The organism is Agarivorans sp. D1326 (assembly GCF_056958115.1).
In genome coordinates this window covers 360,414-377,927 of the sequence record NZ_JBTWEN010000001.1, presented here as the reverse complement: position 1 = coordinate 377,927, position 17,514 = coordinate 360,414, and the positions used below count along the sequence as shown (strand labels likewise).

The following is a 17,514-nucleotide window of genomic DNA, read 5'->3' as shown; positions in this document are numbered from 1 at the left end:
GTAACTAAGACATTTCTGTTAACATCTCCACCCTGTCTGTATTAGAGCGAGTCGTATGTTTTTCGTTTTGTTGTTGTCAGTCTGTTTTGGGCTATTTTTCTACGTAGAAGCTATTAAGTTTTCTTTGCCGCGATGGCGTTGGGCATTGGTGGGCTTATTGTTTGGGCCACTGTGTATGCCACTGCTCTGGACGCATCAAAAGCTTAATGTAAAGCGCAGCCAAGGTTTTAACGATAGCCGAATGAAGGCTTAATCTAGCCTTCACTGTTTATAGTTTCTCATCTCTTTTAGTTATAGCAATAAATTGCTGAATCACTCTGAAACTCACTACGGCTTTTAACTACTCGTACTGTCTCTAAATGGTGGGTATTTAAAGGCTCAGCTTGCTGCTCACTTGCTCCATGGTTGTATACGATAACCCGGTCTCGCTGCTTGCTTTTTAAGCTCATCATAAATCGGACGAGGTCAACCCGCTCAAGCCGTTCAATGCATTCCGCTGCACGCTGGCGCTGGTTAAAGGTCAAGTCTTTGTTGCCGATGCTTACCCAAAAACGCTGAGCACGGGTTCGCATATTGCTTTCGCGCTCTAGTATTTGGGCAATTAGTCCTTGTTTGCTTTGTTGCCATTGCGCGTCACTTAGCTCAAACATCAGCACCGGGAACTCATCCAAAAAGTCGTTAATGGCATCGAGCAGTGTTTGCGGTTGCCCATGTGGTGATTGCACATAGAAAATAATGCCGGGGTGGCGATTAAGCGGCAAGTTGCCTGTTCCCACAATGTAACCTAGCTGCTGCTTGGTGCGTAACTCATTAAAGAAGGTTGAGGTCATAATGTGGTTACTTAGGGTAAACAAGGCAATGCTCTCAGGGCTTAAGTCTCGGCTTTGGTAATAAATCATTAGCGCCGAGTCATTTTGCTGACAATTAATTTCGTATAACAAGCTTCCTTGATCTTTAATGCTAATAAGCTTTCTTGGTGTTTCCTTTGATGGGCTGGTATCCGGTGATATCTCTTGCTGAATAAACTCACCCAGCTCTTCAATTGTTGGCTCCGACCAATTGCCGTAAGCCAACATTTCTATATGAATGTTTTGATAAAGCTTGGCCACAAAGTCGGGCAGCTCTTCTAATTGAACGTCTTCTAGCTCTTCGAGTAAGGCGCTAGGCGGCGGGTTGTTAGGTTGCAGCAACGAGGTTAGTTCGCTAAACAATTGCGAAATCGGCTTTACTTGCATCTGGTTTTGCCAGTGTTTTGCTAACTGCTGTTTAATTATTCCAAAGCGCTTACGCTCAAAATGACCGAATAAGCGGTTATTCATGATCATCTTGAGTAGCAAGATTTGTTTGTCACTAAATCCAGATAGGTGCAAGGTGTAGCCGCCTTGATGGGCATAGAGCTGGTAAGACATGCCAGCAATCTCGGCTTGGTAAGTCATCTCGCTGAGATGATCTAGCATCAACTCTACCATTAAGCGCGTGCAAACAATGTTGCGCACCGAAGCTACCGCATGTTTTGAATCTACAGACACATACAAATGCCCTTTAGGGACTCTAAATTCTGGTTCATTACTAAACCATAAGCGAAAGCCAGGTTTATCAAACAGCAATCTAGGCTCAGCTTCTTGTTCTTGTGGCTCAACCAAAGGCGATTGGTTAAAAGACAAAAATGGATTACTGGCGGGTAGTTGCAAACTTTCTAATTCACCTGGTGATTGCCAGCGTTTAATGCGCTCAGGTTCAATGCGTTTTACCGAATAGGGGGTGTGGTACCACTTAGCTATTTTATCTCCCTTAACATTGGGTGATACCAAAGTAATACGCATTCTCTCAGGGACAATTTGTTTTAAGCATTGCGAGATAAGAGCTTGGTCGTAGTTCTCCATGGCGTAATCGCCATAGATAACATCGTCTGCGGGATAATGCTGTAAGTTAATGGCTAAGTGAGAGACTAAGTCGATAGCCCGTGATTTTTCCTGATAAAGGAAGGCCCGTTCAAATACTTGCTGTTTTTCGCTGTAGCGCCAAGCTTGTAAACCATGTTGGCGAATCATTTCCAAGTAACTAAAGCTCGCGTCGATGATTGAGTCAATGCAGTTTAAGCCTTCATCGGTTAAGGAGTAGCTAATGCAAAAATCCTTAAAATTGCTGCCACTGACTCCGCCACCCGCAGCCATAGAGTTAATTAAACCGGCATGGCGCAATAGAGCCACTAAGCTGCCGGGCCCTTCATAACCTAAAATATGTGCAATATAGGTGAGAGGCTTTTGTCGATAAAGTGAATCCATGTCGCCAAAGCCAAAAGATAAAGTGAGCTTTTTAAGATCTTTAACCGGCTGAATATGGGTTTCTAATGCCAGGTTCTCCGGCAAATAAAAGGGGGCTATTTTAGGTTTATTTACAACAATCTTTGGAATTGCGGAAAACAGTTGCCGCACATGGGCTTCATTTTGGTCAAGCTCATGGGGGCTAAGCACTGCTAGCGACATTAAATCGGCCGAGTAATGCTGTTGATAAAAGGCGATTAGGTCGTCTCTAATCGATGTTTCACCATCACTAAGGGTATCTAAGCTACCTACAGAAAACTGACTGAAGGGATGATCGGGATTTACCGTTTCTTTATGCACTTGGTAAATGCGGCGTACATCGTCTTTTATTTTTAGTTGGTATTCAGAGTTAACAGCTTGTCGTTCACGCTCAACCAGCTCTGGGTTAAAACACGGGCAGATGAAAAACTGGCTAAAGCGGTCAAGCGCTTCGTCAAACCAATCGTTATCAATATCAAAATAGTAATTGGTGTGTTCGGTGCCTGTCCACGCGTTATTGCTACCGCCATGGCGGTTTATGAAACTTTGGTATTCACCTGCTTTAGGATAAGAATCTGTTCCCAAAAAAAGCATATGCTCTAAAAAGTGAGCCAAGCCTTCACGGTTTTTGGGATCGTTAAAATGGCCAATATTTACTGCGAGAGAAGCAGCAGACTTTTGCGCTGTTTCATCTTGTACTAACAAGACCTTAAGACCATTGTTTAAAGTTATGTAACGATATTGTTTTGGATCGTTAGGGCTAGTGCGCAAGGCAACATTCCTTGTTTATGGCGATAGTATGATTATCAGTCGCTTAACTTGGTCTTGCAAACTCTGATGGATGTTTTGTGGCATATCAATTAAATTAGCAGCCAAAATTAGTAAGCTTAGACGTTTAACACGTCTCAATTAATTAAGAAGAGCCCTTTTATGCAAGTATTTATCATGCGTCATGGTGAAGCCGAAATGTTCGCTGCTAGCGATAGCGAGCGAGCACTAAACCAATCTGGCTTAAATGAAGTAGGTAAAATGGGGGCGTATCTAGCGGATAAACTACCACAATTAGATTATGTATTAGTGAGCCCATATTTGCGTGCGCAGCAAACATGGCAGCTTTTGGCTAAAAGCTTACCGGAAGCGGTTAAAGTGATCGAATTAAACGAGCTAACGCCCTCTGGTGACGAAGTAGCCGTGGTGAGCTTAATTAACGAACTTGCTTTAGAGCAACCACAAGGTAATTTGCTAGTGGTATCTCATTTGCCGCTAGTGGGCTTTATTGTTGAAGGCCTAGTGGCTGAAGCTGGTGCTCCATTATTTAGTACTGCGGCTGTTGCTGAGTTGCAAGTAGGGCAAGAAAACAGCTTTATCTCACTGCAACACCCAATAAGCTTGTAGTAAAACAAACTTATCAACCGGTTAGCTGTTTACTGTTGGTGTATTGCTCTAAATCTCAAAGGTTCCCAGTTTTTTGTGCTTTTGAGATCTTCTTCGCGGAACAGTGAATTGCTGCCGATTTCCTTAGAATTCGCCAATATCTCCTAGTAGTATTCGTTTTGTCAAAACAGCAGTGGACATAATGAATGAAAATATTTTCCCGTTATTCTCCAGTTAAAATTGCCCGTTACGTTAAAGCGTTTTTTAAAGGACGCTTGTATATTCAAGGACGAGGGGCATACGAGTTTAAAAATGGTAAATTAGAAACTTTGGCAAATCACAAAACCACTAAGCACCGGCAAACAGTGGCAGAAGTGAACCAACACATCGACGAATTTAAGAATAAAGCCGCTTAACAATAGGCTTTGTTTAGAAAGTAGAAACCACTCTTCGGAGTGGTTTTTTAGTTTGGAGAACTAATTAACACTAACAACGCACTAGAGCCGCCGTGTATTTTGGGAGCCTGATGAAAGGCGAGCACTTCTGGATGTTGAGCCAGCCACTGAGGTACTTTAGTTTTGAGGATTTGTTGACCATGGCCATGCATTATGGAGGCAACGTGGTAGTGCTGTTGCTTGCACTCAATGATTAACGCGGCGATTTCTTGTTTTGCTTGGAGCTGAGTAAGGCCGTGTAAGTCGAGTAGAATCTCAGGGGAATAATCTCCACGACGGAGTTTTTTTAGCTCATAGGGATCGCATTCATCACTTTGCCAACGCATTGGCCCTTCGTCTGGTAGCAAAGGGTGGTACTCATCAGAAAAGAAGAATTGGCTATTATTTAAGGCCGCACGTTGCTGTTTTTCCCTTTGTTGGCTTTTTTGCTTGATTCGAGTGGGCTCAAGACTTATTTTATCTTGTTTTATCTGGCGAACGCCTTTGAGCGCTTCTTTGAAAGCAGCGAAATCTTCGTCAGTTGGTTTTTTCATCTTTTATTATCAGTTGTGCCTGAAGCCATATAGTGGGTGATTGTACTTAATCTGGAGGCCAAATTGGAAAAGATATTTATCGAAGAAGCAATCGATGAGTTACATACTATTCAAGATATGATCCGCTGGGCGGTGAGTCGATTTAATGCTTCTGGCGTTTTCTATGGTCATGGAACTGACAACGCTTGGGACGAAGCTGTACAACTTATATTGCCTAGTCTTCATTTACCTTTGGATGTTGATCCAGAGGTAAGGCATGCGCGTTTAACTCGTCAAGAACGTAGTTTATTGGTTGAGCTGGTGGTTAAGCGTGTTCAAGAGCGCTTGCCTGTGGCTTACTTAACCAACAAAGCATGGTTTGCTGGTTTAGAGTTTTACGTGGACGAAAGAGTGCTTGTGCCTCGTTCTCCTTTTGCTGAACTTATTGAAACCCAATTCTCGCCGTGGTTGGTAGAAGAGCCCAAGCGGATACTAGATTTATGCACGGGCAGCGCTTGTATAGCTATTGGTTGCGCTTATGCTTTCCCCGAAGCAGAAGTAGACGCGGTTGATATTTCGGAAGACGCCCTAGCAGTAGCCGAGATTAATATTCAAGGGCATGGCTTAGAGCAACAAGTTACGCCTATTTTGTCTGATGGCTTAAACGCGTTGAAAGGGCATACTTATGATCTAATTGTCAGCAACCCGCCTTATGTTGATGCTGAAGACATGAGTAACTTGCCAGATGAGTTTATGCATGAGCCTGAGTTAGGCTTGGCATCGGGTTTTGATGGCTTAGAGTTAACTAAAAAGATTTTGGCTGATGCCGCAGATCACTTAACTACAAATGGTTTGTTAATTGTAGAAATTGGCAATAGCCAAGTGCATATGCAGCAACAGTTTCCCGATGTTCCGTTTACATGGATAGAGTTTACCAACGGCGGGCACGGAGTATTTATTATTAGCCGCGAGCAATTGCTTGCTTGCCGCTCGCAATTTGAACAGTAAGGATAGAATTAATGGCAGGAAACAGCATTGGCCAGCTCTTTCGCGTAACAACCTTTGGTGAAAGCCACGGTGTTGCACTGGGTTGTATTATTGATGGGTGTCCACCGGGACTAGAAATTAACGAAGCAATGATTCAAAAAGATTTGGATCGTCGTAGACCGGGTACATCACGCTATACCACCCAGCGTCGTGAACCTGACCAAGTTAAAATTCTTGCAGGTGTATTTGAAGGAAAGACTACCGGTACCTCGATTGGCTTAATGATTGAGAACACCGATCAGCGTTCAAAAGATTACTCTAATATTAAAGATATGTTCCGCCCAGGCCATGCAGACTACACCTATCATCAAAAGTACGGTACCCGAGATTACCGTGGTGGTGGTCGCTCTTCTGCTCGTGAAACCGCAATGCGGGTAGCGGCGGGTGTAATCGCTAAAGAATATTTGAAGCAACATCACGGTGTAGAGATCCACGGTTACTTAAGTGAACTCGGCCCAGTAAAAGCTGAGAATATCGACTTTTCTCAAATTGAGCAGAACCCGTTTTTCTTTCCAGACGAAAGCAAGTTGGAAGAGCTTGATGAGTTTATGCGAGCGCTGAAAAAAGAAGGTGATTCAATTGGCGCGCGTTTAAGTATTGTTGCTAAGCAAGTTCCAGTTGGCTTAGGTGAGCCAGTATTTGATCGTTTAGATGCTGATATTGCGCATGCACTAATGGGCATTAATGCAGTTAAAGCGGTAGAAATTGGTGACGGCTTTGCGGTCGTTAACCAACGTGGCAGTGAACATCGCGATGAAATGACACCTGAAGGCTTTAGTTCTAACCATGCCGGTGGTGTGTTGGGGGGCATTTCGTCTGGTCAAGATGTGGTTGCACATATAGCCTTAAAACCCACTTCAAGTATTACTGTACCTGGGCAAACTATTGATAAATATGGCAAGCCGGTAGAAGTTGTGACCAAAGGGCGCCACGACCCATGTGTTGGTATTCGCGCAGTACCGATTGCTGAAGCAATGTTAGCAATTGTGTTAATGGATCATTGTTTACGCCAGCGCGGCCAAAACGGCGCTGTAGCGACAGAAACACCGATCCTGCGTTAAGCATTTAGCCTTTAACAGTAAGCCCTTAAATGTTGCATTTAGGGGCTTTTTTATAGCATAGCGAGAACTAGAGAATAGCGATGCTGGATGACGTAAAGCAGCTTATTTTACTGTTTAATGAAACCTTTGCTGATTTTAATACTGAGCTCGTTGCTGGAGAAGATGATCCGATTTATCTACCAGCAGGTGAAGATAGGGTTAAGCACCAAATAGTGTTTGCTCATGGCTTTTATGCCAGTGCCTTACACGAGATTGCTCATTGGTGTATTGCCGGTGAGCAGCGCCGACAGTTAGAAGATTATGGCTATTGGTATAAGGCAGATGGGCGAAACCAACAGCAGCAATTGGACTTTGAAAAAGTGGAATATAAGCCGCAAGCCGTGGAGTGTGGCCTAGCGCGCGCTGCAGGACGTACTTTTCAAGTGAGTGTTGATAACTTATCTGGCTTTCAAAGTGACCGCCATGCATTTACTGCTGCGGTTGAAGAGCAGTATCAGCTATATTTGCAGCAAGGCTTCCCGGTAAGGGCTCGAAAATTCATGACGGTGTTAAACAAGGCAAACCAAGCATTGGTTGAGGATGCAAATGATTAAGTTGGGTTTGATTGTAAATCCCATTGCTGGTGTTGGGGGTAGCGTTGCGCTAAAAGGCTCTGATGGGGTGAGTGAACAGGCACTTGCTAAGGGTGCAACAAAAAAAGCCAACTTGCGCGCTGAGCAAGCTTTGCTGGCGCTAAGCCAAGTTCAACAAGCGTTTATTGTTTACACCGCGTCTGGCGAAATGGGTGAGGACTTGTGTCAAAAGCTATCCTTGCCTCATGAAGTGATTTATCAAGCTAATCAACCCTCAGATGCGCTTGATACTCAACAAGCCGCGCAGCAGCTGGCTGAGCTTGGTGTAGAGCTACTCATTTTTGCGGGCGGAGATGGTACCGCTAGAGACGTGCTTAGTGCTGTGGGCGAGGGGACTAAGTGTTTAGGTATTCCTGCTGGTTGTAAGATTCATTCTGGCGTTTATGGCGTTACGCCTGCCGCTAGTGGCATTGTTATTGAGAAGCTAGTTAAAGGCGAAATGCTAAGCCTTAAAAGCGCCGATGTAATGGATATTGATGAGCAAGCTTTTCGCCAAGGAAGAGTGCGTGCTAAGTGTTTTGGCGAGATGCTTGTGCCTGATGAATTGCGTTATGTTCAGTCGGTTAAGCAAGGTGGTATTGAATCTGAAGAGCTAGTTTTGCAGGATATTGCCGCCGAAGTGATAGAGTTGTTAGAAGATGAGCAGTTTATCGCAGGATCAGGCTCCACTGTAGCCGCCATTATGCAGGAGTTATCACTGCCTAATACTCTTCTGGGAGTAGATTTGGTTAAAGATCACCAAATCGTCCAAGAGGATTTGACCGAAGCTGAGCTGATTAATAGAATAAGCGACGTACAAACTAAGCTATTGATTACACCCATTGGTGGTCAGGGACATTTATTTGGCCGTGGCAATCAACAACTAGGCCCTGCGGTTATTCGCAAGCTTGGCCGGGAAAACATTGTAGTTGTAGCAACAAAAACTAAACTTAAATCTTTGCATGGACGCCCGTTGATTGTTGATACTGGCGATACAGAACTAGATAAGAATTTATCTGGAAGCATCAAGGTAATTACTGGTTACCGAGATTATATTATGTATCGAGTATCGAACCCTGAAAATGAGGTTACCGATGCTCAAGAATTATGTCACCCTGCTGCAGACTTACCTGAACAGCCACGACACTAATCTAAATGCTCCACCAAAAAATGTTATTCAATACCTAAGTGATCATCTTGGGGTTGTTGCAACACTAACTGAATTAAGCGGTCGCCCAATGGTGCATTGCTTAAAATCACAAATGCATATTGCCTTGTTGGATGCTCACTTTGACGGTGAAACAGACGAAACTATGCAATCGCAGGTAGAGGCTTTATGGCGCGATGCTATTTCGTTTGCTGATAGTCAACAGCAAGTTGTTTCTGCTGTAGCCTAAGTGATTAAGTGAAGAATAAAAAAAGCAAAGCTTCGGCTTTGCTTTTTTAGTTTGTTTACCTGAGTATTAATCAGGTGTTTTATGAGCAAACAGGCTGGTTTGGTTTCGACCATTGTGTTTACTTTGATATAAGGCTTGGTCGGTATTAGCTAACCAGTCTTTAGCACTGGCAGTTTGATCATCTAGCTCTGCCACTCCCAAGCTCACAGTAAACGGAATTTCTACTCCATCTACTACTGGTTTTAAGGCCTCAATCGCGGTTCGTAAACGTTCACAAAATATTTTGGCATGCTCCGAATCTGTATCGGTTAAAATAACGCCAAATTCTTCGCCGCCATAACGCCCTGCAATATCGGTTTTACGCATAACCTTGCGTAATGTATCACCCACTAAAGTAATGATTTTATCGCCAGCCGGATGACCGTAGGTATCATTCACTTGTTTAAAGTGGTCAATATCAAACATCACTAGAGAGCTAGGGGCGGTGTTTCGTACAAAGCGATTAAACTCTTGTTCTAATCTATCTTGCCAGTATCCTCGGTTGTATAACTGAGTGAGTTTGTCGGTACGGCTTAGTATTTTTAACTCTTCATTGACCTTTTGCGCTTCAAGTTTATTCACTGCGTTATCGGTAACATCATAAATAATTAAACTAATATGGGTAACGATACCGGTTAATGACGTAAGCGGAATGATGGTGATGTTTTGGTACATAAAATCTACCGTACCAGTGATTGGGCGATAGTTTTTAAAGGGGAATACGTGCGGTCGCTGTTCCCAGGTGGTAAATGCGCGGTTCTTTAGAAAAAACACCGAATCAATTTTGTGGCGCAGCCAATCTTCTGGAAGCTGAGGAAATAGCGAGAACAGCTTTTTACCTTGGGCTTGGTCGGGACGCAAGCCACTGTGGGTTTCCATGAAGTTGTTCCACACTTGTACTTGGTAGTCTTTATCGAGCACCACTAGTCCGACATCGATAGTTTGTATCATGTCCAGCATCCAGTGGAACTCGTTCATTTCATTTTGATGTTGGCTCATTGGTGCTCAAATAAGTAAGAAATTTTGTTATTTAGAGTTGGCAGCGAATCTTCAGTAATCAGCAATAATAAGTCACATTGAATGTTGTGCTTTTCAATAGTGTAGTTGATTTCAATTGCCAAAGTTTTTTGCCAGCGTTGGGTATTACTGTTTATTAAGTCGCCGATATTACAATGTTGTCCCAATACCACGGGGTGGCCTTGTGAAAAGCCAACATCTAGTTGGTCGGATACTCCCTTCAGGCAAGCACCGATAAGAATGTTGGCAATGTCCATTAGCACTTCTAGTTGCCCATTGTCATCTAATTCGCCTTGATAATTCATAAGCTTAGACATATCAGCGAAACTAGAATCGTGGAACAAAAGCAGCGCTTCTCCGGCGATACCAGAGCCAATAAAGCCTTGGCAAACCGCCGACATTGCTTCGTTTTCTTCAACCGAAGTCAGCGCCATATGCAATTCACTAGTTTCAAGAATATTAACGTTGGGGATGGGTAAAACGATAAATGCATCGAGTAAGCGCGCTAGTAAGTCTGCTGCTCGTCCCATTGCTACGTTGGCAATCTCTTGGTAGTGGTCCCTAAAATCGACAATTTTCGGTGAAAGCGTATCGTTGACCGGTGCCGGCATTTTATCTAAAGCGGCTAAGTCGTTTTCAAGCTCAAGCAGTTGCTGCGATTCAACAATGCCGTAGGCAACCAAGATTTCACCAATTTTAGCTTTGTTCGTAGGCTTCTTAATGAAATCGAGGGCACCAAGTTGTTTAACTCGGGTATAGGCTTCGGGTTGAACATCGCCAGACACCACAATAATCAGTGCCGGTAAATCGTTCTTCTGCACTTCTTCTAGTACTTCATATCCGTCCATTACTGGCATGTTGAGATCGAGGAAAACCACGTCTCCTTTACCTTGGCGGATCAAGTCAACCCCTTCTTGGCCATGTTTGGCGAAGCTTATCTCTACATCCCAGCCTGGTGGAAGGCTGCGGGCCATTTGCTTTCTTGCGAGGTTGGAGTCATCGCATATGAGAATTGGTAACGACATAATTTACTATTAACTCTCCTTGTATGCTGACAGTATGAAGCTAAATGCCAACCTTGCTAAGTCTCAATTGATAAAAAACAGAGATTTGTATGCCGCGCTTTGAGGTGATTCACAAAAACTGTTCTGTAGTTCGGTGTAAAGATAAGTTTAGTCGAGAAGTTATTGATTATTAGTTAAAGTTTCAAACTTGTGCTGACTGTCTGTTATGCTGCAGGGTCAAAATATAAAAATAAATCTATTAATTAGCGTTAAAGCTAGTAAACGGAAGTGGACTTTTAGAGGAACTAAAGTGAAACCAGCAAGATGGATCAGGCAAGGAGTAGTGGCCGTTTGTATACTGTTTTCTGTATGCGCACAGTCTGCCTCGGTGCAAAGTAGTATAGAGTATTATGATGTTAGCGCTCATGATTTAAACCAATTACGTAATCAGCTGAAAGCGCAAGGTCCCCAAAAACAAGGAAATCGTTACAGTATTGCTGCGCAATATCGAATGAATTGGACACCTAAGGTGCAAATTCGTAACGACCGTTGTGAGGCCCTTCAACCGGAGTTACAGCTAAGTGCTGATTTAGTGATGCCTCGTTGGATAAGCCAGAGTAATGCAGATTTCGCAGCCCAGCAATCTTGGATTGGCTATATTGCAGCTGCTCAGCAGTACCACCAAAAAATCACCCGTTTAATAGAACAAAGTGTTGACCGCTTTATTCAGCAAACTCAAGGCTTAAGTGCAACTGAGTGCGACAAACTAGAAGCTCTAATTAATGCCAAAGGCAGAGCAGCTTTAGCTAGCGCACAACAAAAGGTTCGTACCTATCAGCGTCAAACACGCCATGGCGAGTCTTTAGGTTTAACAATACCTTAAGTTATCAGCAATTTGGGCCAAGACTATTTTGTTAGCTTGGCCAATTAGAACGTTGATTCAACACGCTGATCTATTTTTGAACTCACGATAATTTAAGGCTAGAGGGCGCTTTTTTACTAAACGTCGGTTCCAAAAACGATGTGGATGAACGCAATTTAAAGTACTTTGCTTAAGTGGTATCGGTTCGTTACATAGTTGAGCGGCTAACAACTCCGTAGCAAATGGTGCGCTGCATATTCCTCTTGAACCAAAACCAATAGCAACAAATACTCCGCCATAACTTGGTGGATTCACCTCTTGCCATTGCTGTTGGTATTGCTCACTAAACAATTGCTCCAAATTTGGCAATTGGCCTATCAATGGAAAATGGTCGCGCACTGCGCAGCGGGTTGCTGCACGGCCTGGTATATTTGCCAGCTTTAATTGTTCATTCCAGGGCTGGGGCTGACACTTTCTAATTGCCTTTAAGTTGCTCTCTGCTTCGTTGGCTTTTAGCTCAAGGCTTAAATCATTGCGAATGTAACTGGCACCAATGCAATGCTGCTGTTGGTTGGCTGGTGTTAAGTAGCCTTCGTAACACAATACTTTACTGAGCTTACTTAATTGCGGCGTTGTTTCGATATGGCTGACTTGCCCACGCACGGGCGTGATGGGAAGCTGCTCCGCTTGGGGCAAATTCAATAGATGGTGAGACTGACAGAAAACTATATTGTTGTGTTGTTTTACTTGTGAGCCAAAATGTAGTCTACAGCCTTGGTTCTCCAGTTCAAATTCGCTTAACTCATGCTCGTAGTGCACACTTAACAGACCAGATTGCTCCGCTGCTTTTAGAATGGTTTGCACACATTGTTTTGCATTCACCCAGCCTGCGTGAGGATAAAATAAAGCTTCATCATCTAAACTCACGCCAGCAAGCTCGCTGGCGGTAGCCTTATCTACCGGGTAAACCAAGTTTTTAGGGTAGCCAGCTTGTGCAATGTTGAGATTTTTTGCTTGAGACTTTTCGTTGTAAGCCAATTGCAATAAGCCGCAGTAATCGTGTTCAACTTCTAATTGCTGTTGTGCCAATTGCGCCAACACTTGATGATGATAATTAAAGGCATGCTGAAAAAACTCACTAACATGAGGTTGGTTAGGACTAAGTAAAGGATACACTGCGCCTTGTCGATTGCCGGAGGCCTCTAAAGCAGCAGCGCTATTTTTTTCATATAAACTAACGTTTATTCCACGTTTGACTAAGGCATATGCGAGGCTAACACCAGTAATGCCCGCGCCAATAACTGCGACGTCTTCTCCCGCTTTAATCCCATTGCGGCTATATAGTCGCGAATTTAAGCTTTGAGGTGCAGTGTGCTGTTTGAAACGGCCCACTAACATGTCCCGCTTTCGGCCAAAACCTTTTGCTTTTTGCGTATCAAAGCCTACTTCAATCAAACCTCTTCTCACAAAGCCTGCTGCGGTAAAGGTGGCTAAGGAAGCATCATCAGCAGAAAGTACAGCCATGCCTTCAAATAATTTTTGTGTCCACATATCAGGATTTTTGCTGGGAGCGAAACCATCTAAAAACCAAGAGTTAACCAAGCCTCCGCTGATGTTCGGGACTTCTGGCAGGTTATGGTGCACATCGCCGATCCAAATGTCTAAGGTAATGGGTACCGGGTGGCGAAAGGCAATTCGATGACATCCTGGCGTCATAATTTGAGGGTAGAATGCAATTAGCTGGTCACTGAACTCTTTAAGTTCAGGCCATTGTTTTAGGGCTTGGCTTAGATCGTTTAGTGATAAAGGGTGCTTTTCAAAGCTAATAAAATGTAGTCGAGTTAACGCTGTATCGGGGTTTGTTTCGAGAAGTTGCTGGTAATGCTGCCATGCTGCCAAAAAGTTTAAGCCGGTGCCAAAGCCAGTCTCGGCGATAACATAGCTAGCCGTTTGGTGATTTTTCCAGCGCTCAGTGAGTTGATTTTGTTCAATAAAAACGTAACGACTTTCGGCTAAGCCATTGTCGACAGAAAAATAGACATCATCGTAATCGGTAGCCACAGGGGTACCTTCTGGATTCCAATGAATCGTGGCTGTTGTGGTGTTATTCACATTATCCGATGAAGACAAAACTTTACCTCGAGTTTTACTAGAAAATTTAAGCGTACACGTGTACTCTCATCCGACCAGATTAGGCTGCAAAATCGGTAACATAGCAGCAAATACAACCCGTGAGACCATCTGATGAAAAGAGCAGTTATCACCGGGCTAGGCATTATATCTAGTATCGGTAACAATAAAGAAGAAGTATTAGCATCCTTACAAGCAGGTAAATCGGGAATTACCCATTCACCTGAGTTTGCCGAGCAAAACTTACGTAGCCAAGTATGGGGTGATTTAAAAATTAACCCTGCTGAGCATGTTGATCGCAAAACCATGCGCTTCATGGGCGACGCTGCAGCATTTTCTTACCTTTCAATGCAACAAGCTATTGAAGATGCCAAGCTAGGCGAAGACTTAGTATCAAACGAGCGCACCGGTTTAGTTGTTGGCTCTGGCGGTGCGTCGTCTAAAAACCAAGTGGAAGCAGCTGATATTTTACGCGCCAAAGGCGTGCGTCGTGTTGGCCCTTACATGGTACCTAGAACCATGTCGAGCACCACCTCTGCTTGCTTAGCGACACCGTTTAAAATTAAAGGTGTTAACTATTCAATTAGCAGCGCTTGTGCAACCAGTGCTCACTGTATTGGCCATGCTTTAGAGCTGATTCAATTAGGCAAGCAAGACGTTGTTTTTGCTGGTGGCGGTGAAGAGCTTCACTGGACCCTAGCCATGGAATTTGATGCTATGGGTGCATTGTCGACTAAATACAACGACAACCCAGAGCTTGCCTCACGTACTTATGATGCAGACCGCGATGGTTTTGTTATCTCTGGTGGCGGCGGTATGGTTGTGGTTGAAGAGCTTGAGCATGCGCTTGCTCGTGGTGCTAAAATCTACGGTGAAGTAGTGGGTTATGGTGCAACGTCTGATGGTTTCGATATGGTTGCGCCATCTGGTGAGGGCGCAGTGCGCTGTATGCGCCAAGCTATGCAAGGGCTAGAAGGTGACATCGATTACGTAAATACCCATGGTACTTCAACGCCGGTAGGCGATGTGAAAGAGTTGGGCGCAATTCAAGAAGTGTTTGGTGGCAACAGCCCATTAATTAGCGCAACTAAAGCGATGACTGGTCACGCATTAGGCGCGGCTGGTGTTCACGAAGCAATTTACTCGTTGCTGATGATGGAAAATGACTTCGTTGCACCAAGCATTAACATTAATAACTTGGATGAAAAAGCCGAAGGTTTGAACATTGTGGCTAATGAAGCCAAGAGCGCGAAGTTAAATCGCGTAATGTCTAACAGCTTTGGGTTTGGTGGTACTAACGCCACGCTTGTAATCGAACGTTTCCAAGACTAAATCAATTTTGTTTGAAAAAAGCTGCCTTTGGGCAGCTTTTTTTTTTATGGAATTTATAACGCGTGGTAAGATTCCCCACCTCAAAAATTAGGTAGCCTCCAATAGCATACGCAATGAAGATAGTTGTCGACGAAAATATCCCCTTTGCTCAACAAATTTTAAGCCAACACGGTGAAGTAGTAGCTGTAGATGGCCGAACTATGCAGCCGCAGCTGTTAGTTGATGCTGACGCCTTATTAGTCCGCTCAGTGACCAAGGTTAATCAGCAGCTACTTTCTCAAGCCAACAAACTAAAGTTTGTTGGTACCGCCACCATTGGCACCGAACATGTAGAGCAAAACTATTTAGCTGAGCGAGGCATTGCTTTTGCTAGCGCTCCAGGCTGCAATGCGATTGCTGTAGGGGAGTATGTAGCGACTGCTTTGTTAGCTGCCGCTGAGTATCGCCAGCAATCACTAGCTGGAAAAACCATTGCGATTGTTGGTGCCGGAAATACAGGGTCACAAGTGGCAAAGCGTGCTGCAGCTTTAGGTATGCAAGTAACGCTTTATGATCCACCGCTTGCCGAGCAAGGAGTTCTTGCTAATTCGGTTAGCTTTGAGCAGGTACTTGGTGCAGACGTTATTAGTTTACATGTACCATCAACTAAAACTGGTAAGCACCCAACATACCACCTGTTTAATCAACAGGTACTTAGCAAACTCACACCAGAGCAGATTTTAGTTAATGCTTGCCGTGGGGAAGTCATAGATAACCAAGCCTTGCTAGAATTTGCAGCGCAAGGGAAATCACCGCTATTGGTATTGGACGTATGGGAAGGTGAACCCACTATACTTGAGCCGCTAGTGAAGTATGCCTTTATTGCCACTCCGCATATTGCTGGTTATAGCTTAGAGGGGAAAATGCGTGGTACCAGTATGGTGTACCAAGCCATGTGCCAAGCATTAAAGATTGAAGCTAACGATTTAAGTGAGCAGTTGTTACCTGTGCCTGAGTTTTCGCAGATCACCCTCAAAGGGGAGCTAAGTGATTCTCAGCTAACAAAATTGACCCAACTGGTTTACAACATTTTTGCTGACGATCGCCGTTTTCGCCAGCATGGAGCAAGCCCTTCAGGGTTTGATAAGCTCCGCAAATTTTATCCGCAACGCAGAGAGTTTTCTGCGCTGCAGGTGGTTAATCAACATAAGCAAGCAAACCTAGGTGCGCTTGGCTTTAACATTCAAGAGAACAAGTAATGCAACAGTTTCATAATGTCGCAATTATCGGCGCAGAAAGTGAGCAAAGTCAGCAGTTGCTAAGCCTACTAGAGCAAAGAGAGTTTCCTGCTGCGCAGATTTTTCCTTTAAACATCGACGTAGCAGAAGAGCTCGACGAAGAAGAGCAGGAAAGTCGCTTAAAGTGGCAAGGTCAAAGCCTTGAAATTGCTGAGGCACCGTTAGTTAACTGGTCGGAAGTGAGTGTAGCTTGGTTGCTCTCTAGTGAAGAAGCAGCCGTTGATATGGCTGAACAGGCCCGCCAACTTGGTTGTGTAATTATCGACATGGCGCATGCCAACCAAGAAGCTTATTCATGGGTGCATGCCGCGGTTAACCCTGAACAAGTGGCTGAAGGTTTGTCTGAGCGTTGGTTAAATTGCCCAAGTAGTTTAGCCGGACAATTAGCCTTGCTACTGCACATAATCCAACAAGATGTTGAGTTAGAGCGAGTAGAAGTAAATGCCATGCTGAGCGCGGCAAATAAAGGCAAGCCGGGTGTCGATGAGCTAGCAGGACAAACCGCGCGTTTGCTAAACGGTTTGCCGGTTGAGCCTAAACTGTTTGCTCAACAACTCGCGTTTAACCTATTGCCAGAGCAGGGCGAGGAAGCATTGCTGGGTGCTAGCCAATTTGAGGCTGAGTTAAGTGAACAGTGTCGAGCTATGTTGCAGTCTCCTGAGCTTAACATCAATGTAAGTGCGCAACATGTTCCGGTATTCTACGGCGATACTTTGTCACTGCATTTGTACGGAACCTATTCCTTGGATTTGCTAAGCATAAAAGAATGGTTATCGAACCACCAAGCCTTTGAACTGGTAGAGGGTGAACTGGTTACGCCGGTAAGTAACATTGCAAACAGCGAATCAATAGTCCTAAGCCGTTTACGCCAAAATCCAAATACAGAAAATGGTGTTAACTTAACTTTAATGGCCAATAACCCGCAATCAGGTGTGGTAGCGAACGCCGCTTTAATCGCAGAAACTTTAATAAAACAATATATTTAAGCGAATTATGTTTAGATAATTGTCAATGCGCCGATAACTCTAGTTGAGGAAAAGCGTAGTAAAATGCGATCTAGGCGTAAACTGTTAGTTGTTTCGCTAGATCGCTG

General features: G+C 44.1%; 17 protein-coding genes. 12 read left to right on the top strand and 5 right to left on the bottom strand.

The window, feature by feature from the left end; all coding sequences use genetic code 11:
• Positions 1-55: 55 nt before the first annotated feature.
• A complete protein-coding gene (locus ACYFDN_RS01630) occupies positions 56-253 on the top strand; it encodes a hypothetical protein (protein ID WP_483509783.1) in 198 nt (65 codons plus the stop codon).
• Between the two features lie 34 nt (positions 254-287).
• Here the strand turns inward: ACYFDN_RS01630 and ACYFDN_RS01625 are convergent, their stop codons facing one another.
• A complete protein-coding gene (locus ACYFDN_RS01625; protein WP_483509782.1) occupies positions 288-3,074 on the bottom strand; it encodes an insulinase family protein in 2,787 nt (928 codons plus the stop codon).
• A 159-nt stretch (positions 3,075-3,233) separates the two neighbouring features.
• On the opposite strand from ACYFDN_RS01625, the gene sixA reads away from it, so the two are divergent.
• Both sixA and ACYFDN_RS01615 read left to right on the top strand, forming a co-directional pair.
• Positions 3,234-3,698 carry a phosphohistidine phosphatase SixA gene (gene sixA, locus ACYFDN_RS01620; RefSeq protein WP_483509781.1) on the top strand — a complete coding sequence of 155 codons (465 nt, stop codon included), beginning with the start codon at positions 3,234-3,236 and terminating at the stop codon, positions 3,696-3,698.
• Between the two features lie 185 nt (positions 3,699-3,883).
• The gene (locus ACYFDN_RS01615; protein WP_016403429.1) at positions 3,884-4,093 is read left to right on the top strand and encodes a DUF1107 family protein; all 210 of its coding nucleotides are present in this window, start codon (positions 3,884-3,886) and stop codon (positions 4,091-4,093) included.
• Positions 4,094-4,140: 47 nt separating this feature from the next.
• Here the strand turns inward: ACYFDN_RS01615 and smrB are convergent, their stop codons facing one another.
• Entirely contained in the window at positions 4,141-4,665 is a 525-nt protein-coding gene (smrB, locus tag ACYFDN_RS01610) for an endonuclease SmrB (RefSeq protein ID WP_016403428.1), read from the bottom strand.
• A 63-nt stretch (positions 4,666-4,728) separates the two neighbouring features.
• On the opposite strand from smrB, the gene prmB reads away from it, so the two are divergent.
• The 5 genes from prmB to ACYFDN_RS01585 all read left to right on the top strand — a co-directional run bounded on the left by prmB (position 4,729) and on the right by ACYFDN_RS01585 (position 8,760).
• Positions 4,729-5,652, top strand: a complete 924-nt coding sequence (gene prmB, locus ACYFDN_RS01605) for a 50S ribosomal protein L3 N(5)-glutamine methyltransferase (RefSeq protein WP_483509780.1) — start codon at positions 4,729-4,731, stop codon at positions 5,650-5,652.
• An 11-nt stretch (positions 5,653-5,663) separates the two neighbouring features.
• Positions 5,664-6,752, top strand: coding sequence for a chorismate synthase (aroC, locus tag ACYFDN_RS01600; protein WP_152781102.1), 1,089 nt, complete (start codon positions 5,664-5,666; stop codon positions 6,750-6,752).
• Positions 6,753-6,832: 80 nt separating this feature from the next.
• Positions 6,833-7,345: an elongation factor P hydroxylase gene (locus tag ACYFDN_RS01595; protein WP_483509779.1), complete on the top strand. Its 513-nt coding sequence runs from the start codon at positions 6,833-6,835 to the stop codon at positions 7,343-7,345.
• Positions 7,338-8,513 carry an ATP-NAD kinase family protein gene (locus ACYFDN_RS01590; RefSeq protein ID WP_483509778.1) on the top strand — a complete coding sequence of 392 codons (1,176 nt, stop codon included), beginning with the start codon at positions 7,338-7,340 and terminating at the stop codon, positions 8,511-8,513. Before ACYFDN_RS01595 ends, ACYFDN_RS01590 begins: the two co-directional genes overlap by 8 nt.
• The gene (locus ACYFDN_RS01585; protein ID WP_152781096.1) at positions 8,458-8,760 is read left to right on the top strand and encodes a hypothetical protein; all 303 of its coding nucleotides are present in this window, start codon (positions 8,458-8,460) and stop codon (positions 8,758-8,760) included. The genes ACYFDN_RS01590 and ACYFDN_RS01585 overlap by 56 nt, the downstream gene beginning before the upstream one ends.
• Positions 8,761-8,826: 66 nt before the next feature.
• Here ACYFDN_RS01585 and ACYFDN_RS01580 read toward each other — a convergent pair whose 3' ends face one another.
• Positions 8,827-9,798, bottom strand: a complete 972-nt coding sequence (locus ACYFDN_RS01580; RefSeq protein WP_016403422.1) for a GGDEF domain-containing protein — start codon at positions 9,796-9,798, stop codon at positions 8,827-8,829.
• Entirely contained in the window at positions 9,795-10,841 is a 1,047-nt protein-coding gene (locus ACYFDN_RS01575) for a response regulator (RefSeq protein ID WP_040307574.1), read from the bottom strand. Before ACYFDN_RS01575 ends, ACYFDN_RS01580 begins: the two co-directional genes overlap by 4 nt.
• Positions 10,842-11,130: 289 nt before the next feature.
• On the opposite strand from ACYFDN_RS01575, the gene ACYFDN_RS01570 reads away from it, so the two are divergent.
• A complete protein-coding gene (locus tag ACYFDN_RS01570; protein WP_194164089.1) occupies positions 11,131-11,703 on the top strand; it encodes a DUF922 domain-containing protein in 573 nt (190 codons plus the stop codon).
• Between the two features lie 57 nt (positions 11,704-11,760).
• Here the strand turns inward: ACYFDN_RS01570 and mnmC are convergent, their stop codons facing one another.
• Entirely contained in the window at positions 11,761-13,812 is a 2,052-nt protein-coding gene (mnmC, locus tag ACYFDN_RS01565; RefSeq protein ID WP_483509777.1) for a bifunctional tRNA (5-methylaminomethyl-2-thiouridine)(34)-methyltransferase MnmC2/FAD-dependent 5-carboxymethylaminomethyl-2-thiouridine(34) oxidoreductase MnmC1, read from the bottom strand.
• Positions 13,813-13,926: 114 nt separating this feature from the next.
• Between mnmC and fabB the strand changes: the two genes are divergently transcribed.
• From fabB to ACYFDN_RS01550, 3 genes are all read left to right on the top strand, one after another.
• Complete coding sequence (fabB, locus tag ACYFDN_RS01560) at positions 13,927-15,144, top strand: beta-ketoacyl-ACP synthase I (protein ID WP_483509776.1); 1,218 nt, start codon at positions 13,927-13,929, stop codon at positions 15,142-15,144.
• A 113-nt stretch (positions 15,145-15,257) separates the two neighbouring features.
• Entirely contained in the window at positions 15,258-16,382 is a 1,125-nt protein-coding gene (locus ACYFDN_RS01555) for a 4-phosphoerythronate dehydrogenase (RefSeq protein ID WP_483509775.1), read from the top strand.
• Positions 16,382-17,407 carry an Asd/ArgC dimerization domain-containing protein gene (locus tag ACYFDN_RS01550; protein ID WP_483509774.1) on the top strand — a complete coding sequence of 342 codons (1,026 nt, stop codon included), beginning with the start codon at positions 16,382-16,384 and terminating at the stop codon, positions 17,405-17,407. The genes ACYFDN_RS01555 and ACYFDN_RS01550 overlap by 1 nt, the downstream gene beginning before the upstream one ends.
• Positions 17,408-17,514 lie beyond the last annotated feature (107 nt).